Consider the following 24,043-nt stretch of genomic DNA (forward strand, 5'->3'; position numbering starts at 1 on the left):
CAATGCTAGGCCGACACCGGGAATCTCACCGCTTCCAGCGCGGTCTTGCCGCGGATCATATCCGACGCCTTGTCGGCAATCATCAGCGTCGAGGCGTTGAGATTGGCGGAGATCATCCGCGGCATGATTGAGGCGTCGACGACGCGCAAGCCCTGCAATCCGTGCACGCGCAACTGATCGTCGACCACGGCCCATTTGGCATCCGCCGGTCCCATCCGGCAGGTGCAGCCGGGATGGAACGTGGTGGTGCCGCGCTCGGTGGCGGCCGCCAAGAATTCGTCGTCGCTCTGCACCTTGGGTCCGGGGAAATCCTCATAGGCGTAGTATGGCGCGAGCGGCTTGGACGCGAGCAGCCGGCGCGCCAGCTTCATGCCGGCGACGACGACGCGGCGGTCGATCTCTTCCACCAGATAATTGGTCTGGATGATCGGCGGCGCGAACGGATCGGCGGAGCGGATGCGGACATAGCCGCGGCTCTCCGGGCGCTGCTGCCATGAGGCAACGGTCATGCCGGGCTCGTCCTCGAGCTGGCCCTGCACGCCTTCCTTGTAGCTCGCCGGCGTAAAGGTGAGCTGCAGGTCCGAGCTTTCGGTGGTCTCGCCGGAATGCCAGAAGCAATAAACCATGGTCGGCGACAGCGAGAGCAGCCCGCGCCGGGTCGTCGCCCATTTCAGCGCCTCGACCCAGAGACTAAGGCCGCGCCTGAGTTCATTGATGGTCCTGATGTTCTTGACGCGTGCGACTGAGCGCGGCGCATAATGGTCCTGCAGGCCCTCGCCGACGCCAGGCAGCGCGTGACGGACCTCGATGCCGTGCGATTGCAGCAATTCGGGCGAGCCGACGCCGGACAGTTGCAGCACCTGCGGCGAGTTATAGGCGCCACCGGACAGAATGACTTCCTTGTTGGCCCGCACTTCGACCGGCACGCCGCCCTTACCGCCCCGGAGATAGCGCACGCCGACGGCGCGCTTGCCCTCGAATATGATGTTGGTGACATGCGCATGGGTGCGCACATCGACGTTGCCCCGCTTCCGTGCCGGATGCAGAAACGCCTTCGCCGCGCTCATGCGCAGGCCGTTCTGGATGGTGCGCTGGCAGTAGGACACGCCCTCCTGAATCTCCGCGTTATAATCGGGATTACGCGGGATCCCGAGGCTGACGGCGCCTTCCATAAAGGCCTCGCAGAGCGGGTCCTTCCAGTCCATGGTCGTGACGATCAGGCTGCCTTCGCGGCCGCGATAGGTCTCGTCACAGTCGCCGACGCGGCACTCCAGCCGCTTGAAATAGGGCAGCACGTCCGGATAGCCCCAGCCGCGATTGCCAAGCTGCGCCCAGGTGTCGAAATCCTGGCGCTGGCCGCGGTTGTAGATGTGGCCGTTGATCGACGACGAGCCGCCCAGCGTCTTGCCGCGCGGCGCGTAGATGCTGCGCCCGCCGGTCCACGGCCCCGGCTCCTGCTGGTAGGCCCAGTTGACGCTCTTCATGTGGAACGTTTTGATGAAGCCGGCCGGCAAATGGATGTAGGGATGCCAGTCCTTGCCACCCGCTTCGAGCACGCAGATGCGGCTGGAAGAATCCTCGCTGAGCCGGTTGGCGAGCACGCTTCCCGCGGAGCCCGCGCCGATAATCACATAATCGAACGTTTCCATCGTCTCGTTTCTGGCGCGGCTTTACTTACCGCGGCTTGTCGTTGAGTTGATAGGTGAGATGCGCCTTCACCGTCGGCCATTCGCTGGCAATGATGCTGTAAACGACGGTGTCGCGCAACGTCCCGTTTGGCGCGATCTGGTGGCTCCTCAGAATGCCGTCCTGCTTGGCGCCGAGGCGCTCGATGCCGCGCCGGCTCTGGTGATTGAAGAAATGGGTGCGGAACTCCACTGCAATGCAATTCAACTTCTCGAACGCGTGCGTCAACAGCAGCAATTTGCACTGCGTATTGAGCGCGCTGCGCTGCACGCGCTTGGCGTACCAGGTCGAGCCGATCTCGACGCGGCGGTTGGCGGCATCGACATTCATATAGGTGGTCATGCCCGCGACCTTGCCCTCGGCATCGAACACCGTGAACGGCAGCATCGTGCCGGCCGCGAACAGGCCGAGCCGGCGGTCGATTTCCTTTTTCATGTTTTCGGCGGTCGGAATGAAGGTGTACCAGAGCTTCCAGAGCTCGCCGTCGCTTACGGCTTCCGTGAGCCCGTTGATGTGATCGTGCGAGAGCGGCTCCAGCCGCGCGTACTCGCCGCGAAGGGTGACCGGTTCAAGAAAGGCCATCGGTAAACTCCGCTCTCTCCACCGTCATTGCGAGGAGCAAAGCGACGAAGCAATCCATCTATCCCCGTGTGGTCGCATGGATTGCTTCGCTTCGCTCGCAACGACGTGGATGGTTCACTTGTTCAAAAAGTTCAGCGCCAGGCCAGGCCGCGCCCAATTCATCGCGATCAACTCGCCCTTGCCCGAGAGCGTGATGTACGCCGTCTTCAACTCCGGCCCGCCGAATGCGATGTTGGTGGTGACGCGATCGCCGGTCGGCACCTGCTCAACGAGGGTGCCGTCAGGCGCGATCACCGAGATGCAGCCCGAGACCAGCGTCGCCACGCAGACATTGCCGTTGGCCTCCACCGCCATCGAGTCGAACATCTGGTAACCACCGAGCCCCGCGATCGGCTTGCCGCGCTCGCCGCGGTAGATCACGTCGCGCGGCTTGATGGTGCCGGGCTCGGAGATCTCATAGGCCCACAACCGCGCGGTCGGCGTCTCCGCGATGTACACGGTCTTCTCGTCCGGCGACAGGCCGATGCCGTTGGCGGGTAGCACGCCGTGCACGGCCTCGACGATCTCCGTCATGCCCGGCTTGACGTAATAGAACGCCCCGACATCCATCTCGCGCGCGCGGCGTTTGCCCAGATCGGAGAACCAGAGGCCGCCGTGCTTGTCGAACACCAGGTCGTTCGGGCCCCGCAAGGCGTGCTCGCCGCATTTGGTGACGACGGTCTCGACCTTGCCGCTCTGCAGATCCACGCGCTGGATCGAGCCGCCCTGATAGTCATCCGGCTGCGGCCCCGGCATGATCATCTTGCCGGTCGGAATCCAGCTAAAGCCGCCATTGTTGCAGACGTACATCTTGCCGTCCGGACCGAGCGCCGCGCCATTGGGCCCGCCGGGAATTTGCGCGACGACCTCCTTGCGCCCGTCAGGATAAACCCGCGTCAGCCGCTTGCCCCGGATCTCGACCAGCACCACCGATCCGTCCGGCATGACGACCGGGCCTTCCGGAAACTCCAGATCGGTGGCGAGAACGCGGATATCGGCCATGAATCCTCCCGGCTTGCTTGGCTGCAGGCGGATTTTTGGCTCGGCCCCGCACGCGCAACAATTGGTTGCGCTGTTATGGCAAAGTCGGTTTGGCTTGCCAAGCAAGGGTGGGCGATTACATGGCGCAGGGCAGCATTGCAGCAGGTTTGGTCCGACGCCCAATGTAGGATGGCTAGAGCGAAGCGAAACCCATCAACCGCGGCCGATAGGGGATGATGGGTATCGCTTCCGCCTTCGCTCTTTGAGCTACGGCGGACGTCGCTCCAGCCATCCTACCCACCACCTACTCCTTCACCGGAATCCAGATCTCCAGCCCGCCATTGCCGGTGGCAGGATCGAAATTCTCGTCGTAGCGCTCGAAGCTCGGCGCATCTGCCGCCTTCATGCCGGATACCGGCAGCCAGTGATTCCAGATCGTGTTGACGGTGCGACGGATAGTCGAGATGTGCTCCGTGTGGGTGAACACCGCATATTTCTGCTCCGGAATCCGTACGCGGGCGAACTCGCGCGGCAGGTCGGAGAAATCGGCCACTTCGACGCCGGCGATGTAATCGAAGCCGGAATCGTCGCCATTGCAGCAGACGCCATAGGCTACTTTTCCGACCCGGTCCGGGATGTTGTCGACGGTCTGGTGAAATTTCTGCCACTGGTTCGGAATGCCGGCGCCGCCGTTCTCATGCGTGCAGCGCTCGCTGATGCCGGCGATGAGCAACGGCTTGCTGGTCTCAAAACGCGGAGGCTTGAGATGATCGAGTGCGGTTGAATCCATGACGATGGGCTCCTGAAGCTTCAGATGATCGAGCGACGTTGCGGCGCGGACCGCTTCGGGCGTTGTGCCGAAATGGTCGCGGAACGCGCGGGTGAAAGCTTCGTGAGAGCTGTAGTCCGCATCCAATGCGAGGCTGAGGATATCGGGCGCCCCGGCAGCCAGCGCACGCGCCGCCTTGCTGAGCCTGCGAGCGCGTACATAGCGCATGACCGAAACGCCGGTCGCGGCGGCAAACGCACGCACCAGATGGAAGCGCGAGACGCCGGCAATATTAGCAATCTCATCGAACGTAAGCGGGTCGGCGAGATGGCTTTCGATGTACCAGAGCGCTTTCTGGGCCGGATTCATGACTGACAGCTCTCATGCGAAGCATTGGTATTATCGGTGGTTGCGCCGCGCTTCGTTTGACAGTCCTTGCTCTTCGATCATGCCACTGACAAGGTAGGGAACGCTTTGGGAGGGTGCCATGCTCATCACGAAAGTTCGGGCCCACCACATCCGGATTCCCTATGACGCCGGGGTGGCTAGTTTCAAGCAAGGCGCGTCCGCCATCTCGGCCCTGGAAGTCGTCATGATCGAGGTTTCGACCGACGCCGGCCTCACCGGCTGGGGCGATGCCTTTGCCTATGTTTGTCCGCGAACGAGCTACGCCGCCATAGAAGAAATGATCGCGCCGCAAGCGCAGGGACAGGAAGTTCCAGACGCGGCCGGAATTCCCGCCTTCATGGAACAGATCCAGCGCAACCTGCATCTGTTCGGCCGCTATGGCATCACCATGTTCGCGATATCGGCGCTCGATATCGCGATGTGGGATCTTGCCGCCAAAGCGAAGGGCGTGCCGTTGCACCGGCTGATCGGCGAGGCCAGGCGCACTCGGATTCCCGCCTATGCGAGCCTGCTGCGGATCGGAAAGCCCGAGCTGATCGCAAGCGAATGCGAGACCGCGCTGCAGCAGGGCTACAAGGCGATCAAATTGCATGAGACCACGACGCCCGCAGTATTCGCCGCGCGGCAGGCGATCGGTCCGGGCATTCCACTGATGGTCGACTTGAACTGTCCGCTGAATGGCGAGGATGCAATTGTCTTCGCGCATTCCTGCCGCGACGCCGCGCCGATGTTCCTGGAGGAGCCGGTCTGGCCACCGGAAGATTTTGCAACGCTGGCCGAAGTGCGCACCAAAGGCGGGCTCAACGTTGCGGCCGGCGAGAATGCCTGCACGGTTCATCAGTTCAGGCAGATGATGAACGCGGGCGCGGTGAGCCATGCGCAACCCTCCGTCATCAAGGTCGGGGGCATCACGGAGTATCTGAAGGTCGTCGACCTCGCCGACGAACTCGGCTTCAGGCTTGCGCCGCATTCGCCGTATTTCGGGCCGGGCTTCCTGGCGACGCTGCAATTGATGTCGCTGCGCGACGACGCAACCTTCGTCGAGGTGTTCTCCATGAAACGCGCCGCCTGCTTGTGGCGCGGTCGCATCGACGTCGATGCCAATGGCGATGTGGAGGTGCCGCAGGGGGCGGGACTCGGTTACGAACCGGATAAGGCCGTTATGGAGCAATACCGCGTGTCATAACCGCCGGCGATAGATTCTGGCGCAAGACAATGTATCTCCGTTACAACATAGCGCGAGTTCCGCAATCGTTGTGTTCGCTTCGTTACAGACTCTGTTGCCGGGATTCGTAAGGGTCTTCTGCGCGGTATCAAGGCAGCGGCGGCGGTTGCGGACTCGTTGAGGAAACCTCCAGGCCTCCAACGAGTCCGCTCGCGCGCATGTTCCTCTTCTGCCATCCCAAGGACGCGGAAGCGCGGGGCAGCTTGTTGCGCCGCATACGAAGCGAACGGCCAAGCTTCATTGATCAAGGTCGATCCTACATCCACGCCATTGATTCTAAAGTGTGCCGCAGCGGCGGCCGAAGTTGCAGGCCTCCGTGCCTTACCCGGCACGCACGAACAGGCAACTTGCTCAAAGTCGGATCACTTCGTGCCGTCCTTCGGGGCGGCATCCTTTGCAGCAGGTGGGGCATCCTTCGTGGCAGGCGCAGCGGTCTTCTTCGCATCCTCCGCCGCCTTGCTCTGTGCCGCCTGCAGCTCGACGACGAGCTTCTGCAAGCCGATCACCGCGTTCTTCAGCGCCTCGATCTGCCGGTTGGCGGCATCAATCTTCTGCTGATGATCGGTGGTGAGTTTTGTGATCGTCTTCTGCAGGAAGTCGACATTGCTCTGCAGGCAAGAGGTGCGCCGCTCCATGGTTTTTTCGACGGTGCAGATCTCAATGCCGGGAACGTCCTGCGCGTGGACGGTCTCCGACAACAAAACCATCAGCAGCGCCATGGCGACGATCGTGGTCCTGGGCGTCGGAGCAATCATCAAAATCCTCGTTCCAAAAGCATCTCACGCAGGGGAACGTCTATCACGGCAATTTGCGCAAAGCAGGGCCCCGTCCGCAGAGATACCATACTGATACCTCATTCAGGCGTTGTGCTTCATTCCGTTAACGGTGGATGGATTTCGCCGCACGTCGGTGTGTTTGCCGGCTGCGGCAGTGGAGATTGATTGTATGGCAACGCGTGAAAAACGACTGGCGCAGTTCGACGGCAACGGGGACCCGCCGGCGAACCTGCCGGTGGAAGTTCTTTGCGAGGATCACAGCGGAACCTATCAACTGCCCTTCGCCTGCCGCTGGATCGACGGTCAATGGCGTAATGACAGGACTGGCGGCATGGTCGAGGCTACGGTGGTCGGTTGGCGACTGCCGCGGCCGAGATCTGAAAACGCCGCGGACAGGCCCTGACCCGTCGCAGATTGCGTCAAAATCCGATGGCCGCGCGCGGAACTTTAAGGTTCGGAACAGCGATGGAACGAACCGCGCCCGAATCAGTGATTTGGCGCCGTACTCCTCTGTTCACGGCTAGATGTCGGGCGCCATCCCACGAGGCGCACCACATCAAGCACCACAACAATCGGCCGCGGCCAGCGGCCGACGACAAAGGTTAATTTCTCGGAGGATGACATGGCGGTCACCTCCAGGCAGTGGGCGGCGGCACCTTGTCGACAGCAGGCGGCACATCGATGGTCTTGAAGTCGGCGGGGCTGACGATCTCGAGGTACTCCATGTCCTCCGAGTAATCGTACAGGTAATGCGTGATGCCGGGCCGTTGGTGCACGACATCGCCGGCCTGCACCAGGGTCGACTTGTCCTCATACATGAAGCGCGCCCAGCCCTTGGTCATGATGACGATCTGGAATTCGCATTCGTGCTTGTGCCAGCCGGTGCCCTCTTCAGGCGGCAAGTCGGGGTTGGCCTTGACCAGATGGCATATCACCTGCCCGCCGGTGGCGTCGGCAATGCCGAGGTCGCGATACAGGAAGAAGTCGCGCAGACCTCCGCCCTTGAATTCGGTATCGCCGGGTTTGACGTGAGAGAATTTGCTGACGACAGCCTGCTTGTTCATTGAAGCCTCCACGGTTCCTGTTCGCGAGAACGCGACCACGCGGAGAGCGTCCAAATTTTCGGCAGCCTCGCATCGTCGCGTTCACGGCTGCATGTTGCTATGCGAAATCCACGCCAGTCGCGTTGCGATGCAGCGATCGAGCCAGCATCGGTGCACTGAACTGCTTGGCCGAAGGCAGGAATCCGGTTTCAGCGACTTGCGAAAAGTGGCGAACGGGCCAGCCGCACACTGGTCGCGACCGACACCGGCTTGAGCAAGCCTGCCCGCTACCTGAGCCCTTGAGGCGGGCAAGGCCGCGCCGCGCCTGCCTAATATTCGACCTCGAGTTCTTCGATATCGGCGGGCTCGGCCTTGGCAGCCTCGACCCATTGCTGCATCTCGGGCATCGCCATGATGGTACCGGCGTAGGCCGCAAGGGCGGGTTCGAGCTTGACGTCATAGGTGATGAAACGGGTGACGACGGGCGCGTACATCGCATCCGCCATGGTGCGTTCACCGAACAGGAACGGTCCGCCTGACTCCGCGAGGCATTCGCGCCAGATGGTGCAGACCCGGTCGATGTCGGCTTGCGCGCGCGACCAGATCTTGAAGCCCGGGAAATGGCCCTTCAGGTTAACCGGCAGCGAGGCGCGCAGCGTGGTGAAGCCGGAATGGATTTCGCCGCAAATCGAGCGGCAATGCGCGCGCCGGATGCGGTCGGCCGGCAGCAGGCCGGCGTCCGGCATAACCTCGTTGAGATACTCCGCGATCGCCAGCGTATCCCAGATGGTGGCCCCCTCGTGGCGCAGGCACGGCACCAGGATCGACGACGACAGCAGCAGGATTTCGGCCCGCGCCGACGCATCGTCGGGGGCCGTGATGACCTCCTCGAACTCCAGGCCTGCGAACTTCGCCAGCAGCCAGCCGCGCAGCGACCAGGACGAGTAGTTCTTGCTGGAGATGGTCAGTGTGGTCTTTGCCATATGGCCCCTTCCCTCGAACCCCAAAACGCCTTTGCCCATGCAAGGACGGCCGACCGCGCCGCCGCCCAATGCCTGTGCGTCGGTCATTTGTACAGCAAGCCACGTGCCAGTTTTAGAGGCGGCCGGCCCGGCTCTGGCGTCGATATTGCATGGCGTCACCGGACAGGGGCTGATGTGAATGATGTCAATGATGTACCAAGCCTATCAGAACCACATGGACCTGACGTCGCCATGGCGGACCGGGGCGGCGGCGGCGCTGAAATATCTCAATCTGGTGCCGCAGGGTGTCTCGGATAAATTGTACGGACGGCTGGCCGCCTCGCTCGAACTGATCTCGCGTTCCTCCCTCACCTATCACCGGCCAGCCTATGGCATCGATACGGTACTGGTCGGCAACCAGGAGCTGGAGGTGACCGAGGAAGTCACCTTCGCCACCCCGTTCGGCTCGCTGCTGCACTTCAAGAAAGAGAATGCGCCGGAGCAGCCGCGGCTATTATTGGTGGCGCCGATGTCCGGTCATTTCGCAACATTGCTCCGCGGCACCGTGAAGACGCTGCTGCAGGACCACGACGTCTACATCACCGACTGGCACAACCCGCGCGACATTCCGCTCGGCCATGGGCGCTTCGGCCTGGAGGACTACACCGATCACCTGATCACCTTCCTCGACAAGATCGGCCCTCGCGCGCACATGGTGGCGATCTGCCAACCGTCGGTATCGGCACTGGCCGCGGCCGCCGTGATGTCGGAAGACAATCATCCCGCCCGTCCGGCCACGCTGACCCTGATGGCCGGCCCGATCGACACCCGGATCCAGCCGACCAAAGTCAATGAATTCGCAAAGAGCAAGCCAATCAACTGGTTCGAGAAAAACCTGATCAATTACGTGCCGGTGCAGTGCAAGGGCGCGTTCCGAAAAGTCTATCCCGGCTTCGTGCAGCTTACCGCCTTCGTGTCAATGAATCTGGAGCGTCACATCAAGCAGCACATCGACCTCGCCAATCATCTGGCCAAGGGCGAGAAGGAAAAGGCCGCGATGATCAAGACCTTCTATGACGAATATTTTGCCGTGATGGACCTGCCAGCGGAATTCTACATCGAAACCGTGCGCGACGTGTTTCAGGAGCATCTCTTGCCGCAGGGCAAGCTGATGCATCGCGGTCGGCCGGTGAACCCGGCCGCGATCCGGCGCATGGGGTTGATGACGGTCGAAGGCGAGAAGGACGACATCTGTTCGATCGGCCAGACGCTGGCGGCGCAGGACCTCTGCACCGGCGTGCGCGCCTATCGCAAGGTGCACCACATGCAGGCCGGCGTCGGCCATTACGGCGTGTTCTCCGGCAAGCGCTGGAACAACGAGATCTATCCGCTGCTGCGGGATTTCGTGCATGTGAATTCGTGAGGTGGCTCGCGCCACTTTCTCCCCGTCATGCGAGCCAGCGGGTCGCGCGAATGCGCGCCCGATGACAGGCTCCGCGAAGCAATCCATCGCGCCGCATTCGCTGATGCATGGATTGCTTCGTCGCTGCGCTCCTCGCAATGACGGCCGGTGGCTCTAGCCGCCTCGCTCTTCGCACGCTAACATTCTTCCAAGGCCGACCGTTCAAGAGTCGCCTCGGGAGAAACCATCATGCGTCTTTCAAACAATCTTCGCGTGTTCACGCTCGCCACTCTTGGCGTATTCCTGCTGACTGTCACGGCCTCTGCCGCCGAGGTGCGGGTGATGATCTCGGGCGGACTGTCGGCCGCCTACAAGGCGCTGGTTCCGGAATTCGAGCGTAGCACGGGCCACAAGGTGCTGACCGCCTACGGGCCATCGATGGGCACGACGACCAATGCTATTCCCGTGCGGCTGGAGCGAGGCGAGCCGGCGGATGTTCTCATCATGGTCGGCTACGCGCTCGAAGATCTCGCCAAGAAAGGCAAAGTAACCGCCGGCACCAGTGTCGACCTCGTCAAGTCGCCGATCGGCGTCGCCGTAAAGTCGGGCACGCCGAAGCCGGATATCTCCACGCCCGATGCGCTCAAGCGCGCGCTGCTAGCGGCGAAGACCATCGCCTATTCCGACAGCGCCAGTGGCGTCTACGTTTCGACCGAGATGTTCGACAAGCTCGGTATCAAAGAAGCCATGCAGGGCAAGGCGCGGAAAATTCCGGCAACCCCGGTCGGTGAAATCGTTGCCCATGGCGAGGCCGAGATCGGCTTCCAGCAGATGAGCGAACTGAAGCCGGTGGAAGGCATCGAGATCGTCGGCCCGCTGCCCGACGAATTGCAGAAGATCACGGTGTTCTCCGCAGGCATCGCCAGCGTTTCCAAGGAGCCCGAGGCCGGCAAGGCGCTGATCAAGTTTCTCGCCTCTCCCGCGGCGCATAGCGAGATCGTCAAGAGCGGCCTCGATCCCATTGTGGCGGGGACGACGAACTAACCCGGTCGTCATCGCCCGACTTGATCGGGCGATCCAGTACGCCCCGGCCGGCATTGTGAAAGAACCGATATCACGGAGTACTGGATGCCCCGCCTTCGCGGGGCATGACAGAGCTAACGATACATCCCGTGCTGCATCGCCAGCAGCACGATCACCGCGAGCGCCAGCAGGACGGTCATGCTCTTCCAGAACAGCAGCGGATTGCGCTCGATCAGCGGGGTCCGTGACGTCGAGAGATAGTTCGCATTGGGATGGCGTAGGTCGAACAAGAATTCCGAGAAACTGTCGTAGCGCTTGATGGGATTGGGGTGCACGGCCTTTTCCAACGTGCCGTCGATCCATTGCGGTATGTCGCGGTCGCCATGCGCCGCAGGACGGTAGGCCAGTCTGTTGAACTGCGATCGCGTTCGGGCATTTGCGACCTGCGCGCCGTAGGGCAGTTTTCCGGTCAACATCTGGTACGTGATGACGCCGAGCGAAAACAGGTCCGAGCGCGTCGTCGCCGGCTCGCCGAGAAAATACTCGGGCGCGGTGTATTGCTGGGTGCCGAGAATATCATTGCGGATGCCCGATGGCTCGGCCTCGACGACACCGGTGATTTTCGTCGAGCCGAAATCGATGATCTTCACCGTACCCGTAGCGTCGATCATGATGTTGTCGGGCCTGACGTCCTGGTGCAGCATCTCCTTGCGGTGGAAGGCGCGCAGGCCTTTGGCGATCTGCTCGACGATGCCGCGCACGGCTTCCAGGCTGGGTTTTGGATTGTCGATCATCCATTGCGTCAGCGTCTGCCCCTCGATGTATTCGGTCGCGACATAGAGGAAATTGCGCTTGCGCTGCAGCAGGCAGGGTTTCAGCACATGCGGGCTGTCGATCCGCCGCGCCACCCACTCCTCCATCATGAACCGCTTCAGGTAGGCGGGATCGTCGCGCAAATCGATCGACGGAATCTTGATGGTGACCACCGCGTCGGTTTCGATATCGACGGCGAGATAAATGTGGCTGCGGCTGGAGCCGTGCAGCTCGCGGACGATCCGGTAGCCGTCGAATACTGCCCGCGCCTCCAGCAGCGGCGGCAGCGGCAGTTCATGCGGCTGCGCGAACACCTCGCTGGCGGCGCCGTCGGGCACTTCGTCGACGCGGACGATCTGGACGGTGAGATTGTCCTTACTGCCAGCTTCAAAAGCCTGATCGACGATCGCTCTGGCAGCAGCGTCGAGATCGGCGCCGCCTTCGTTCACCGCCTTTGCAATGCGGCGGGCGCTAAGATGCTCGTAGATGCCGTCGGTCGCGAGCACAAAGACGTCGCCCGGCTCGAGCCGCAGCATCTGGTAGTCGATCTCGATTTGCGGATTTACGCCGAGCGCCCGGCCGAGATAGCTCTGCTGCGAGGAGATGACGATGCGATGGTCGTTGGTCAGTTGCTCCAGCGTGTTGCCGGAAAGACGGTAGATGCGGGAATCGCCGATGTGAAAGAGATGCGCCGTGGTCGACTTGATGACCATGGCGGAGAGCGTACAGACGTAACCCCGGTCCTTGTCATAGGCATACTGGCTGCGCGTCTGCGAATGCAGCCAGGAATTGGTCGCCTCCAGCACGCGCTGCGCCGAGGTGCGCACCGACCAGGATTCCGATGTGCAGTAGTAGTCGGTCAGAAATCCCTTGACCGCCGATTCCGCGGCGACCCGGCTGACCTTGCTCGTGCTGATGCCGTCAGCCAGCACGATGGCAATGCCCTTGAGGCTGAGCAGCGGCTCGTCCGGGATCAGGACGCCATGGAAATCCTGGTTGGTTTCCTTAGCTCCCTTATCGGAAAATTGTCCGACCGATATTTTCAGCTCGCGCGGCATTCCCGGCTTTCACGACAATGGGCCTCTCCCTTGCGAGGAGAGGCCCATCCTCATCTTAAGATCAAGCGGCAATGCGCGAGGACGATCGCGAAGATGCCGCAGCCGACGCGTTGCGCGACGGACCGGTCTTGACGTGGGTCGCGTACAGCGTCAGCCCGGTGAAGGCGAGGCCACCGACGAGGTTGCCGACGACGGTCGGAATCTCGTTCCAGAAGATGTAGTCCCACCAGGTGAACTTGCCGCCGAGCAGCAGCCCGGAGGGGAACAGGAACATGTTCACGATGGAATGCTCGAAGGTCATGAAGAAGAACAGCATGATCGGCATCCACATCGCGATCACCTTGCCGCTGACGTGCGTGGAGATCATCGCGCCGACGACGCCGGCCGAGACCATCCAGTTGCAGAGCATACCGCGGATGAACAGCGTCAGCATGCCGGCCGCGCCATGATCGGCATAGCCGACGGTGCGGCTTTCGCCGATGGTGCCGATCACCTGGCCGACCTTGTCCGGCGGCTGGGACCAGCCGAAGGTGAACACGATCGCCATCATCACGGCGACCGTGAAGGCGCCGGCGAAATTGCCGATGAAAACAAGACCCCAGTTGCGCAGCACGCCGCCGAGCGTCACGCCCGGGCGCTTGTCGATCAGTGCCAACGGCGCCAGCACGAACACGCCGGTGAGCAGGTCGAAGCCGAGCAGATACAGCATGCAGAAGCCGACCGGGAACAGCGCGGCGCCGACGATCGGCACGCCGGTCTGCACGTTGATGGTGATCGCAAACGCCGCGGCAAGCGCGAGGATCGCTCCGGCCATGTAGGCGCGGATGACCGTATCCCGCGTCGACATGAAGATTTTGGATTCTCCGGCGTCGACCATCTTGGTCACGAATTCCGAAGGCGCGAGATAGGCCATTCCAGTTCCCCTTTCGAGACAACGTTGAAGCGCGCCGGATGCTGCGCAGCCGTGCACTGATGAAGTGAAGGATCTTGCCGTCCGCGTGCGCGACAATCCGCGCCGCCTTTGAACGGCACGGAACGACGCAGGTCAGGCCCGATCAGGGACTTAGGACGCGCGAGCTATCGTGAGGTGGTCCCGAAGACTGCTCGAAGCGCCTCACGCGAGGCCGCTTGATCCCAACGGCCTTCGGCCAACGCTGGCCTTGGCACTCCGAACGGACGGCAGTCGTCATTGACTGAGACAGGATTAAGCAATCGATGTGCCAACCGGAAATTGGGCCGTGGGCTTTAAAAAAATCGCGTATTTCTACGTGGTTATGGTCTTATTGCGGGGGTGCCCTGATTGGGACTGATGCCCTGTATTTGTGCAGTTGCACATATGTTAGCGCCTACCGCGCCGCCTCGTCATTCCGGGGCGCGCGTAGCGCGAGCCCGGAATCCATGTCGCGTCAGCTCCGGAGCTAATGGATTCCGGACTCGATGCTTCGCATCGTCCCGGAATGACATGGGGATAGATTGGCGCCAGATGGTGCCCTGCTATTTTGTCTGCGTCCGCACTGGCCGGTCCTTCAGGCCGTTATTGTCATAGGCCTTGCGCAGCGTGCCGTTGGCGATCGCCTCGTTCAGAAACCTGACCGCAAACGCCAACGACAGCGGACGATTGGGCGGCACCGCTACGGCCGTGACCGTTTGCTTGAAGGTTTCATCCAGCACGCGGGTACCCGGAATCTGCTTCGCCATGGCGTTGAGCTGGTCGCGCGACAGCGCAAAAGCATCGATCTCGCCATTCTTGAGCAGGCCGAAGATTTCGTCATAGGTCTGATACCCCGTGACCTTGGCGTTCTTCAAATGCGCGATCGCGCCGCGCATAGTGGTCGTGTTGTTGACGGCCGCGACCTTGACGCCGGGCTGATCGAGCGTTGCGAAATTCGTGACCGTCGAGCCTGGCTTGACGATGTAGGTCGCGTCCGCAACCTCGTAGATCGGGCCGAACGACATCCTGCCCTCCCGCTCGGGATCCTTTGGCAGGAAGGTGATGTCCCAGGTGCCCTTTGACGCCGCATCGACGATCTGCCCGGAATTGTTGTGCGCGACATATTCGACGGGGACGCCAAGTTGATCCGCCATCGCCTTGCCGAGATCGACTGGCACGCCGGCATAGCCCGTTGCGGTCTTGGTCGACCAGAACGCGCCGCCGGCCGGGCTGATCGCGATCGCCACCCGCAGCTTGCCGGTCGGCGCAATCTCGTCCTTCAACGCATCGGCTGTAGCGGGCATCGTCATCATCACTGTCAATCCCAACAAGAGACCGGCCGTCGCCGGCGAGAGTTGATTGAGCATCGGGAGCTCCTTCCCCAGCCGATCGCTGGCGTCGCATTCATCCCTTCACGGATGATCAGCGTTTCTTTTTTGCCGCAGCCGCGCCTTTTGGAGCCGCAGCCGGCGGTGCCGGCTCGGCCGTTTCGAACTTGCCGATCGCTATGATGTGGACGCGCGCATTGGCGGGCGACGCCGGACGATTGACATCCTGCAACTGTTCCTCGCCCAGACCAAGCGCCTGAAGCCGTTTCGGCGATACCTTGAAGGTGTTCACCAGCACATCCCGGATCGAGTCGGCGCGGCGCTGGCTCAGGATCAGATTGTGGTCGCGCCGCCCGGCGGATTCGACGTGATCGACGATCAGATAGCGATAGGGCCGCGTCTTCGGATCTGTGAGCGCGTCCGCGATGCTGCCGATGGTCTGATAGGAGGCCGGCCGGATCAGGGAGGAATCCTGGTCGAACACGACGTCGACACGGATTTGCGGCAGCTTCGTCAGTTGCGGCGCGATCGGCGGCCGCTTTTGCGGCTGCGCATCCGCCCTTGCCTTGATGCGGTCGGCGGCCTGCTGGCGCAACGCAGCCAGATCGATATCCGACTCGGCTTCGACGGCAAGCTTCTCAATGATGTCCCCGCTCGACATGGCGGTTTGCGCCTGCCCCGCCGTGATCGGCAAGGCAAACAGCGCCAAGCCGCCCAGCACGAGACCGATGCCGCGCAACTTATCTCCCCAAAGCATCAGCGATACCCCGCTGCGCTGATCGCCTTGTTGCAGTTGGGGGTGGCCTTCTTGGTGGACTCCAACAGGCATTGCAAGCCCTTGACGGGATCCTGGCGAACCTCGCCGCACAGCTTGTTCAATTCCCAATTGCACAGTTTCACAAGGGAGGTACGCGCGGTAATGCGCTGCTGGATGGCGCCGAGGGCCTGGGGATAATCGGTCTTGCACTTCGCCGACACCACGTCCTGGTTGCGGCCCAAGCACTCCTTGAGGCGCGTTGCGTCGAGATTGACGCCGCGGCAATTGTCATCGATGTCCTTGCCGCAGCTCGCGGCCAGCATGGCCGCGGCCTCCTCGAACTTCATGGTCTGCGCCGTCGCCAGCGAAGGCACAGATATCGCAATCATGAAGAGGAAAAGCCGGATTCGGGTCATGCGCTCACCTCACACAAGGAGGGTGGCGATGGTCAAGTGTTCTGTTTGGGTTCGCAGCCGCACATTGCGGCGCAACAAATCGTCGCGGGTCGCAGGCACCAGTACCTCCGTTCGTCATGCCCGGCCTCGTGCCCGCCTTCCATGACGGAAAGTGGTGCATGATCAATTGATTAGTGATGTCACGGCGCGGTTTGCGCCGCCGGTACCTTGATCTCCTGCGGCAGGATGATCGCCGCCACGATCACCAAAAGGCACAGCGCGCCGAACGCCTGCAGCATGGTGACAAAGCCGCCCTTTTCATAGAGCCAGGCCACCAGCGCGACGGAGGCGCCGGCAGCGGTGAAGCCGACGAAGTAGCGCACCGAATAGGCGCGCGAGCGCCATTCCTCGGTGGTGTACTTGCCAACCATGGCGTCATTGACGGTGACCTGACCGAACGCGCCCATCACGATGCCGATGGAGGCGATAATCAGCGGCAGGTTCGACAGCGTCGCCGCGAAATACATGAACGGCGCCAGCAGAAACGACAGCGGCAGCATCACGGTCTTCAGCGAGTAATGGTCGATCAACTTGCCGATGGTATATTGCGTCATCGCGCCGAACACATAGACGCCGGCCGCGATCACCCCGAGCAACGCCGGACTGGTGGTCAAGCCGGCCAGCCGCTCGGCGAACAGTTTCGGCATCGCCACGGTGATGGCGTTGAACGTCGTGGATATTGCGATCACCACGATTAGCAGCGCCAGGAACACCCGCCACATGTCTTCTTTCGCCACGCGCGCCTGTGCTGCGGCCTGCCTGGTGCCGGTTCGGTCCTCATGCACCACCATCAGCGCAAAGGCCACGCCGATCAGGATCGTGACGATTCCCGGCGCGATGAAGGCCCAGCGCCAGCCGAGATATTGCCCGATCACGCCGGTGACCAGCGCCGAGGACGCCACGCCGAGATTGCCCCAGACGCCGTTCAGGCCCATTTCGCGGCCGAGTTTGTCGGCATAGGACACGATCATTGCGGTACCGACCGGATGATAGATCGAGGCGAACAGCCCGATCGCGAGCAGCGCCGCGCCGAGCTGCAGCGGCGTTTGCACGAAGCCGACGGCGATCATCGAGGCGCCGATGCCTGAGAAGAAAATCACCATCATGTGGCGCCGGCTCCAGCGATCGCCGAGCCAGCCGGTGACGAGCGAGCCCGCGCCGAAGGCGACAAAACCCGGGGTGGCGTAGGGCAACAGCTCCGAATAGGCCATGCCGAGCGCCGGGCCCATGATGATGACGGCGGCGGCAAAGATCAGCATCGAATAATGGTCGATGAAATGGGCGGCGTTGACGAAAGTGATCACCCGGCTGGGGCTGTTCATGGTCGATTCCCGAATCCCGTAATTTTCCGAAATAGGTTATACGGGGTTGCGCTGACGGGATGTCGCCAATGAATATCGCCGAAAAGCCAATTGCCGCCATTATCGGGCGCCGCATCTCGACCGGCGACGGCATCCACATGATCGCCAACAGCTACCGGAAGGGCGTCCGGCTCGACACCCACATGCACCGCGAGGCACAGCTCGTCTATGCGGCGAAGGGCACCATGCAGGTGACGACGCCAAAGGGTCGCTGGCTGGTGCCGCCGGACCGCGCGGTATGGGTGCCCGCGCTATCGGAGCATGCGATCGACGTGCTCGCCGATATCGAGATGCGGACGCTCTATTTCGAACTCGACTGGCTGCAGCGCGAAGTGCGCAGCCACAGCCTGGATGCGGAATTCGTGGTGCGGGTGTCGCCGCTGCTGCATCAGACCATCCTGGCTTTGTTCGACGATCGTGGCGACCGCGAGCGAACCGAGCTTCTGCTACGACTTGCCATTATGGAGCTCGACCAGGCCGAAGATTCGGCGACCTTCATCCCGCTGCCGCGGGAGCCGCGCTGCCGGCGCGCCGCGGACATCGTGCTGACGGACCCGACCGGCGATCATGAGATCGAAACGCTGGCGCGCGAGGTCGGCACCTCGGTGCGGACGCTGTCGCGGCTGTTCTCGGCCGAGACGCAATTGAGCTTCAAGAGCTGGTGCCAGCGCGCCCGGATTGCAGCGGCGATCGAGAAGCTGTCGACGGATGCCGGCGTGTCCATCAAGCAGCTTGCCTCGGATTTGGGCTATGCCAGCGTGCCGGCGTTTTCCCATGCTTTCCGGCAGGTTACCGGCAAAACACCAACGGAATTCGCCGGGAAGGAGTGAGGCGGTGACATTGTATTGTCGTCATTGTCAGCGAAGCGGGTAATCTAGTATTCAAGGACGATGGCTTAACGAAGGGGCTGCCGCTCGTTCATCTTGATTGTGATCGGCACCGGCCTAAATTCGATGTAAGATTCCGCAAAACCCCCGCTGGATTCGACCCGCCACATGGCCAATGCCTTTTTCTCCGATCTTCTCGCGACGATATCAGAACGCGGCCGCACGCTGCTGCGGCGGGCCGGACCGTCCGACGACGGCCAGGATGCTTCGGAGCTGATCGAATTATGTGAAGCCCTGCTGTCGGGCCGCGGCGAAGCCTCCGGCACCGCGATGGCGCGCGAGGTGCTCGATCGCTACCACGATCTCGACGCCGCCGGCCGGCTCGCCTTCTTCGAAGCGCTGGCGCGCAACTTCGGCCCCGACCGCGAGAAGCTGTCGCAGGCGATCGAGAATTGGCGCAGCCAGCCGAACGACAGCGATGCCAGCGACCTTCATTTTGCTTCCGAGCCGCGCCGGCAGGAACTGATCCGCCGTCTCAACCGCGCGCCCGGCGGCACCAGCGACCTGGTGGCGATGCGCGCCGACCTGCTTTCCCTGATGAAGGGCAACAAGGATCTGGCCGCGCTCGACCGCGACGTGGTGCATTTGCTGTCTTCTTGGTTCAACAGGGGATTTCTCGTGCTGCGCAGGATAGACTGGTCGACGCCAGCCAATATTCTGGAACAGATCATTCGTTACGAAGCGGTGCACGAAATCCGCGACTGGAACGATTTGCGACGCCGCATCGATCCCGTCGACCGGCGTTGCTACGCCTTCTTCCATCCGCAACTCAACGACGAGCCGCTGATCTTCGTCGAGGTCGCGCTGACCGAAACGATACCGACCGCGATCGCGCCACTGCTTGCCGCCGAGCGGCAGCCGGTGCCGATCGAACGCGCGCGCACCGCGGTGTTCTATTCGATCTCGAATACGCAAAAGGGGCTTGGCGGCATTTCCTTCGGCAGCTTCCTGATCAAGCAGGTGGTCGAGGAATTGCGGCGCGAACTGCCGAAGCTCGACACCTTCATTACGCTGTCGCCGGTGCCGGGCTTCATGCAATGGCTGAAAAAGGACGACGACGTGCCGCTCACCGGCGAGGAACGGACGCTGCTGGAGAGCCTCGACAAGCCGGACTGGTTCGAGAACGCGGAATTGACCGCGCAACTGCGCGCCGTGCTGGAGCCCCTGGCGGCGTATTATTTCTTGAAAGCACGCACGGCGAAGGGCCGGCTGATCGATTCGGTAGCGCGCTTCCATATCGGCAACGGCGCGCGACTGGAGAAGATCAACTGGCTCGGCGACCTCTCGCCCAAGGGCCTGCGAGAATCTGCCGGCATCATGGTCAATTACCTCTACCGGCTCGAAGACATCGAAAAGAACCACGAGGCCTACGCCAACCAGGGCGAGATCGCCGCATCAAGTGCGGTGAAGAAACTGCTCAAGAGCGAAGGCCGGCGGTTACTGGACATGCGGCTGTCGTAGGACGGCGCGGAGCCCCTTCGCGATGACGGTCATTTGGAGCGACAGCCGCGACGGCGTCGATTGGCAGGAGCTCGAAGCCCTCTATCGGGCCGCCCCGCTCGGCAACAAGAATGCAGCCGATCTCGAACTGGTGTTCGGCAACAGCATGTTCTGCTGCTTTGCCCGCGACAACGGCCGCCTCGTTGGCGCCGGCCGCGTTCTGGCCGATGGACGCGATTGCGCGTATCTCTGCGACGTCGCGGTTCTGCCGAGCCATCAGGGCACAGGCCTCGGAAAACAGCTTATCGAAAGGCTGCTCGCCAAATCGCAAGGACACGCCAAGATCATCCTTTATGCGGTCGCCGGCCGCGAGCCGTTCTATGCAAAGTTCGGCTTCCTGCGGATGAAGACCGCGATGGCGATTTTCAGGAACCGGCAATCAGCCATCGAGAAGGGGTTGTTGTCGGAGAGTTGATCGCGAGCCTCGTCATGCCCGCGAACCCAGGGCATCCAGTAATCGCTGGCGTTCGTGATGGAAGCGAGAAGCCGCAGCGTACTGGATCGTCCGCCTTCGCGGACGATGACAGCGTGTGGGAGATGACGGAGCTTCGCTCCTGACGCCCTACGCCGCCAGCGCCTTCATTTCCTTATAGAGATCGGATTTTCCCTCGAAGCCGATGCCGGGTAGGTCCGGCATGGTGATGTGGCCGTTCTCGACACGGACGCCATCCGGGAAGCCGCCATAGGGCTGGAACAGGTCGGGATAGCTCTCATTGCCGCCGAGGCCGAGGCCGGCGGCGATATTGAGCGACATCTGGTGGCCGCCATGCGGGATGCAGCGGCTCGGCGACCACCCATGCGTCTTCAGAACCGCCAGCGTGCGCTGATATTCACAGAGGCCATAGGACAGCGCGCAATCGAACTGCAGCCAGTCGCGATCGGGGCGCATGCCGCCATAACGGATCAGGTTTCTTGCGTCCTGATGGCTGAACAGGTTTTCGCCAGTCGCCATCGGCGCGGGATAGAACTCGGCGAGCGCCGCCTGCAGCGCGAAGTCGAGGGGATCGCCGGCCTCCTCGTACCAGAACAGCGGATACTCCCGCAGCATTTTGGCATAGGCGATCGCGGTCTCCAGGTCGAAGCGGCCGTTGGCGTCGACGGCGAGTTGCGCGTCCTTGCCGATCTCCTTCAGCACGGCTTCGATGCGCTCGCGGTCTTCCGCGATCGGCGCACCGCCAATCTTCATCTTGACGACGTTGTAGCCGCGGTCGAGATAGCCGCGCATTTCACCGCGCAGCGCCGACAGGTCCTTGCCCGGATAATAATAGCCGCCGGCGGCATAGACGAACACGCGCGGATTGGCCTTAAGGCCATGGCGCTCGGCGAGCAGCCGGAACAGCGGCTTGCCTGCGATCTTCCCCACCGCGTCCCACCGCCATGTCGATGGTGCCGACGGCGACCGAGCGCTCGCCGTGGCCGCCGGGCTTCTCGTTCGACATCATCGTCGCCCAGATCTTGTCGGGGTCGAGATTGTCACCGGACACATCGAGCAGGCTGTTGGGATCGGCCTCCTTCAGCCGCGGCGCAAAGCGTTCTCGGATCAGGCCGCCCTGCCCGTACCGGCCGTTGGAATTGAAGCCGTAGCCGACCACGCGCTTGCCGTCGCGCACCGCGTCGGTGACGACGGCAACCAGGCTCGTCGTCATTTTAGTGAAATCGATATAGGCGTTGCGGATCGGTGAGGAGATCGGTTTTGTAATTTCGCAGACGTCGACGATGCGGACGGACATGGTTTGGCTTTCAGTCGCTGCCGTCATTGCGAGCGAAGCGAAGCAATCCATCGAGCCGCGCATACGGACGGATGGATTGCTTCGTCGCTTCGCTCCTCGCAATGACGACTGATACAGTTAGGCTCAGGACTTCGCTTTGTCGCGGAAATACGGCTCGACCGGGCCGTGCACCTTGATGGTCAGCGGGTTGCCGTGGCGGTCCTTGGCGTTGCCGGCGGTGACACGCACCCAGCCCTCGCTGATGCAATATTCCTCGACATTGGTTTTCTCGACGCCCTTAAAGCGAACGCCGACATCGCGCGCGAGGATCTCGGCGTTGTAGTACGGGCTGTTTGGATCGACCGAGAGACGGTCGGGGAATTGGTCGCTCATTGCTTTGTTGGTCTCGTTCACAGCAGTGCCTCGATTTCTCTTCTGATTCCCTCGGGCGTCGCGGTTGGGGCGTAGCGCCGGACCACCCTGCCCGAGCGGTCGACCAGGAATTTGGTGAAATTCCATTTGATCGACGAACCCAACAATCCCGATTTCGCGTTCTTCAGATGGTTGAACAACGGATGCGCATGACTGCCGTTGACGTCGATCTTGGCGAACATCGGAAACGTCACGTCATACTTGCCCGCGCAGAATTGCTCGATCTGTTTGGCGTCGCCCGGTTCCTGCCCGCCGAACTGGTTGCAGGGAAAACCGAGCACCGCAAAGCCGCGCGGCGCCAGTTCACGATGCAACTGCTCCAGGCCCTTGTATTGCGGCGTGAACCCGCAGGCGCTCGCGGTATTGACGATCAGGAGCACCTGACCTTCGAACCGCTTCAGCGAAACCTCTTCGCCGGCGAGCGACTGCGCCGCAAAATCGTAAACCCCTGACATCGTCCTCTCTGTCTAGCTCGCCGGATCGATCGCAGCCGAGGGCGTTCCGCCGGCTTCGATCGCCTCACCCGCAGCGAGACACAGGTCCTCGCGGTAACGCCCGGAGACCAGTTGCACGCCGACGGGAACGCGTCCGACCAGCCCGGTAGAAACCGTTAGCCCGGGCAGCCCCATGAAGGGAATGGCGATCTGCGGCAATTGCGCATGCCAGACGCGCGCAAACGACGCCTCGTCCTTACGGTCGAGCTGATCGGGGAACGGCAATTCGCCGGATACCGGCATCAGCAGCACGGCATATTTCTCGAAGAACGCCAGCCATTCGCGCGTCAACGTTGCGCGCCGGGTCAGCGCCTTCGACAGATCGAAGGGATGCACCTTGGCGCGGTTGCCGCGCAGGCACGCGAGCGCGCCGGGATCGCCTTCGCGCTCGGCAGCTTCCAATTGCGCTTCATAGCCGTCGCCGAGCCAGAGTTTTGTCTGCAGATCGGCGGCCTCGCGCAGCGGCGGCGTGTCAGCGATTTCCTCGACGATCCAGCCTGCCCGCTCGAGCCGCTTGCCGGCGTCCGCCACCGCGGCCTTCACTTCGGGCACGGGATCGAGGCCGCCAGGATTGAGACACATCGCGACGCGCTTCGGCATTGCCGGACCTTCGAGCGGCGCCGGCACCCACCAGGGATCGCGATAGTCCCGCGCCGACATCGCAGCCAGCGCGATCCTGATATCGCCGATGGTGCGAGCCAGCGGGCCTGATACGGCGCTGATCTGCGGCCCGATCGGCCGTTCGGGTAGCGCCGCGTTGAACGCGGCGATGCGTCCCATGGTCGGCCGCAGCCCGTGCACGCCACAGGCGTAAGCCGGATAGCGGATCGATCCCGCAATGTCGGTGCCGTGCGCGATATGACCGATGCCAGCCGCGACCGCAGCCCCCGCGCCGCCGGACGAGCCGCCCGGCGTGATGCCGGGGTCGCGCGGATTCTTGGTATCGCCATGGATGAGGTTGGTGGTGAACCAGCGATAGGAGAACGCCGGGCAATTGGTGCGTCCGAGAATGACGGCGCCTGCCTTGCGCAAATTGTCGATCACCGGGCTGTTGCTCTTGGCGATGGCGTCGCGCTGCAGCTTCAGCCCGTTGGTGGTGGCAAAGCCTTGCTGGTCGATATTGACCTTCACCGTAACAGGCACGCCGCCCAGCGGACCGGCATCTGCGCCGCGCGCGATGGCGGCATCGATGTCGGCAGCCTGAGAAAGAACGTCCTCGGGTCTGTGGTCGACGACAGCATTGATTTTGGGATTCACCGCGTCGAGCCGCGCCAGCGCCGCGGCCGCCGCCTCTTTCGCCGAGACTTTTTTCGACCTGATCAGCGAGGCCATTTCCGCAGCCGACAGGCGCCATAGATCTTGCATGCAAAACTCCATCCGGTTGTCGCCCTTGTAGCGCCGGGCGCGGGGCAATGCCAGCGG

The 24,043-nt window shown here is 62.4% G+C and carries 23 protein-coding genes and 1 pseudogene; 7 read left to right on the forward strand and 17 right to left on the reverse strand.

What is annotated here, in order from left to right; all coding sequences use genetic code 11:
• Nucleotides 1–5: 5 nt before the first annotated feature.
• From IVA95_RS27080 to IVA95_RS27095, 4 genes are all read right to left on the reverse strand, one after another.
• On the reverse strand, nt 6–1,649 hold the full coding sequence (locus tag IVA95_RS27080; RefSeq protein WP_247513284.1) for a GMC family oxidoreductase N-terminal domain-containing protein: 1,644 nt from the start codon (nt 1,647–1,649) through the stop codon (nt 6–8).
• A 25-nt stretch (nt 1,650–1,674) separates the two neighbouring features.
• Entirely contained in the window at nt 1,675–2,268 is a 594-nt protein-coding gene (locus IVA95_RS27085; protein WP_213252832.1) for a GNAT family protein, read from the reverse strand.
• 114 nt (nt 2,269–2,382) lie between these two features.
• Nucleotides 2,383–3,309, reverse strand: coding sequence for an SMP-30/gluconolactonase/LRE family protein (locus tag IVA95_RS27090; protein WP_247513285.1), 927 nt, complete (start codon nt 3,307–3,309; stop codon nt 2,383–2,385).
• 283 nt (nt 3,310–3,592) lie between these two features.
• Nucleotides 3,593–4,426 (reverse strand): AraC family transcriptional regulator, encoded by an 834-nt coding sequence (locus IVA95_RS27095; RefSeq protein ID WP_247513286.1) that lies wholly within the window; start codon nt 4,424–4,426, stop codon nt 3,593–3,595.
• Between the two features lie 118 nt (nt 4,427–4,544).
• Here IVA95_RS27095 and IVA95_RS27100 point away from each other — a divergent pair, with 118 nt between their 5' ends.
• Complete coding sequence (locus IVA95_RS27100) at nt 4,545–5,651, forward strand: mandelate racemase/muconate lactonizing enzyme family protein (protein WP_247513287.1); 1,107 nt, start codon at nt 4,545–4,547, stop codon at nt 5,649–5,651.
• 401 nt (nt 5,652–6,052) lie between these two features.
• On the opposite strand, the gene IVA95_RS27105 is transcribed toward IVA95_RS27100, so the two are convergent.
• Nucleotides 6,053–6,409: a hypothetical protein gene (locus tag IVA95_RS27105; RefSeq protein WP_247513657.1), complete on the reverse strand. Its 357-nt coding sequence runs from the start codon at nt 6,407–6,409 to the stop codon at nt 6,053–6,055.
• Between the two features lie 226 nt (nt 6,410–6,635).
• On the opposite strand from IVA95_RS27105, the gene IVA95_RS27110 reads away from it, so the two are divergent.
• Nucleotides 6,636–6,869, forward strand: a complete 234-nt coding sequence (locus IVA95_RS27110; RefSeq protein ID WP_213252836.1) for a hypothetical protein — start codon at nt 6,636–6,638, stop codon at nt 6,867–6,869.
• A 226-nt stretch (nt 6,870–7,095) separates the two neighbouring features.
• Here IVA95_RS27110 and IVA95_RS27115 read toward each other — a convergent pair whose 3' ends face one another.
• Together IVA95_RS27115 and IVA95_RS27120 are read right to left on the reverse strand one after the other, a co-directional pair.
• Nucleotides 7,096–7,530, reverse strand: a complete 435-nt coding sequence (locus IVA95_RS27115; protein WP_247513288.1) for a cupin domain-containing protein — start codon at nt 7,528–7,530, stop codon at nt 7,096–7,098.
• A gap of 308 nt (nt 7,531–7,838) precedes the next feature.
• Nucleotides 7,839–8,492, reverse strand: coding sequence for a glutathione S-transferase family protein (locus tag IVA95_RS27120; RefSeq protein ID WP_247513289.1), 654 nt, complete (start codon nt 8,490–8,492; stop codon nt 7,839–7,841).
• A gap of 178 nt (nt 8,493–8,670) precedes the next feature.
• Between IVA95_RS27120 and phaZ the strand changes: the two genes are divergently transcribed.
• Complete coding sequence (gene phaZ, locus IVA95_RS27125) at nt 8,671–9,894, forward strand: polyhydroxyalkanoate depolymerase (protein WP_247513290.1); 1,224 nt, start codon at nt 8,671–8,673, stop codon at nt 9,892–9,894.
• 228 nt (nt 9,895–10,122) lie between these two features.
• Complete coding sequence (locus tag IVA95_RS27130; protein WP_247513291.1) at nt 10,123–10,917, forward strand: substrate-binding domain-containing protein; 795 nt, start codon at nt 10,123–10,125, stop codon at nt 10,915–10,917.
• A gap of 113 nt (nt 10,918–11,030) precedes the next feature.
• Here the strand turns inward: IVA95_RS27130 and IVA95_RS27135 are convergent, their stop codons facing one another.
• The 6 genes from IVA95_RS27135 to IVA95_RS27160 form a co-directional block, all read right to left on the reverse strand.
• A complete protein-coding gene (locus tag IVA95_RS27135; RefSeq protein ID WP_247513292.1) occupies nt 11,031–12,767 on the reverse strand; it encodes a bifunctional protein-serine/threonine kinase/phosphatase in 1,737 nt (578 codons plus the stop codon).
• 61 nt (nt 12,768–12,828) lie between these two features.
• Nucleotides 12,829–13,680 carry a formate/nitrite transporter family protein gene (locus IVA95_RS27140; RefSeq protein ID WP_213252842.1) on the reverse strand — a complete coding sequence of 284 codons (852 nt, stop codon included), beginning with the start codon at nt 13,678–13,680 and terminating at the stop codon, nt 12,829–12,831.
• 581 nt (nt 13,681–14,261) lie between these two features.
• Nucleotides 14,262–15,008, reverse strand: coding sequence for a transporter substrate-binding domain-containing protein (locus IVA95_RS27145; RefSeq protein ID WP_247513658.1), 747 nt, complete (start codon nt 15,006–15,008; stop codon nt 14,262–14,264).
• Between the two features lie 112 nt (nt 15,009–15,120).
• Nucleotides 15,121–15,783, reverse strand: coding sequence for an OmpA family protein (locus tag IVA95_RS27150; RefSeq protein WP_247513293.1), 663 nt, complete (start codon nt 15,781–15,783; stop codon nt 15,121–15,123).
• Complete coding sequence (locus IVA95_RS27155) at nt 15,783–16,199, reverse strand: hypothetical protein (RefSeq protein ID WP_247513294.1); 417 nt, start codon at nt 16,197–16,199, stop codon at nt 15,783–15,785. The genes IVA95_RS27150 and IVA95_RS27155 overlap by 1 nt, the downstream gene beginning before the upstream one ends.
• Before the next feature lie 179 nt (nt 16,200–16,378).
• A complete protein-coding gene (locus tag IVA95_RS27160; protein WP_247513295.1) occupies nt 16,379–17,560 on the reverse strand; it encodes an MFS transporter in 1,182 nt (393 codons plus the stop codon).
• Nucleotides 17,561–17,628: 68 nt separating this feature from the next.
• On the opposite strand from IVA95_RS27160, the gene IVA95_RS27165 reads away from it, so the two are divergent.
• From IVA95_RS27165 to IVA95_RS27175, 3 genes are all read left to right on the forward strand, one after another.
• On the forward strand, nt 17,629–18,429 hold the full coding sequence (locus IVA95_RS27165; protein ID WP_247513296.1) for a helix-turn-helix transcriptional regulator: 801 nt from the start codon (nt 17,629–17,631) through the stop codon (nt 18,427–18,429).
• A 165-nt stretch (nt 18,430–18,594) separates the two neighbouring features.
• Nucleotides 18,595–19,947, forward strand: coding sequence for a malonyl-CoA decarboxylase (locus IVA95_RS27170; RefSeq protein WP_247513297.1), 1,353 nt, complete (start codon nt 18,595–18,597; stop codon nt 19,945–19,947).
• Between the two features lie 22 nt (nt 19,948–19,969).
• Nucleotides 19,970–20,401 (forward strand): GNAT family N-acetyltransferase, encoded by a 432-nt coding sequence (locus IVA95_RS27175; protein WP_247513298.1) that lies wholly within the window; start codon nt 19,970–19,972, stop codon nt 20,399–20,401.
• A gap of 147 nt (nt 20,402–20,548) precedes the next feature.
• On the opposite strand, the pseudogene IVA95_RS27180 reads toward IVA95_RS27175, so the two are convergent.
• From IVA95_RS27180 to IVA95_RS27195, 4 genes and pseudogenes are all read right to left on the reverse strand, one after another.
• Nucleotides 20,549–21,716 (reverse strand): annotated as a pseudogene (locus tag IVA95_RS27180) (mandelate racemase/muconate lactonizing enzyme family protein).
• 123 nt (nt 21,717–21,839) lie between these two features.
• Nucleotides 21,840–22,088: a DUF3297 family protein gene (locus tag IVA95_RS27185; protein ID WP_247513299.1), complete on the reverse strand. Its 249-nt coding sequence runs from the start codon at nt 22,086–22,088 to the stop codon at nt 21,840–21,842.
• 17 nt (nt 22,089–22,105) lie between these two features.
• Nucleotides 22,106–22,582, reverse strand: a complete 477-nt coding sequence (locus IVA95_RS27190; protein WP_247513300.1) for a glutathione peroxidase — start codon at nt 22,580–22,582, stop codon at nt 22,106–22,108.
• A gap of 12 nt (nt 22,583–22,594) precedes the next feature.
• Nucleotides 22,595–23,986: an amidase family protein gene (locus IVA95_RS27195; protein WP_247513301.1), complete on the reverse strand. Its 1,392-nt coding sequence runs from the start codon at nt 23,984–23,986 to the stop codon at nt 22,595–22,597.
• Nucleotides 23,987–24,043 lie beyond the last annotated feature (57 nt).

The organism is Bradyrhizobium sp. 157 (genome assembly GCF_023073815.1).
Taxonomy (GTDB): Bacteria; Pseudomonadota; Alphaproteobacteria; order Rhizobiales; family Xanthobacteraceae; genus Bradyrhizobium.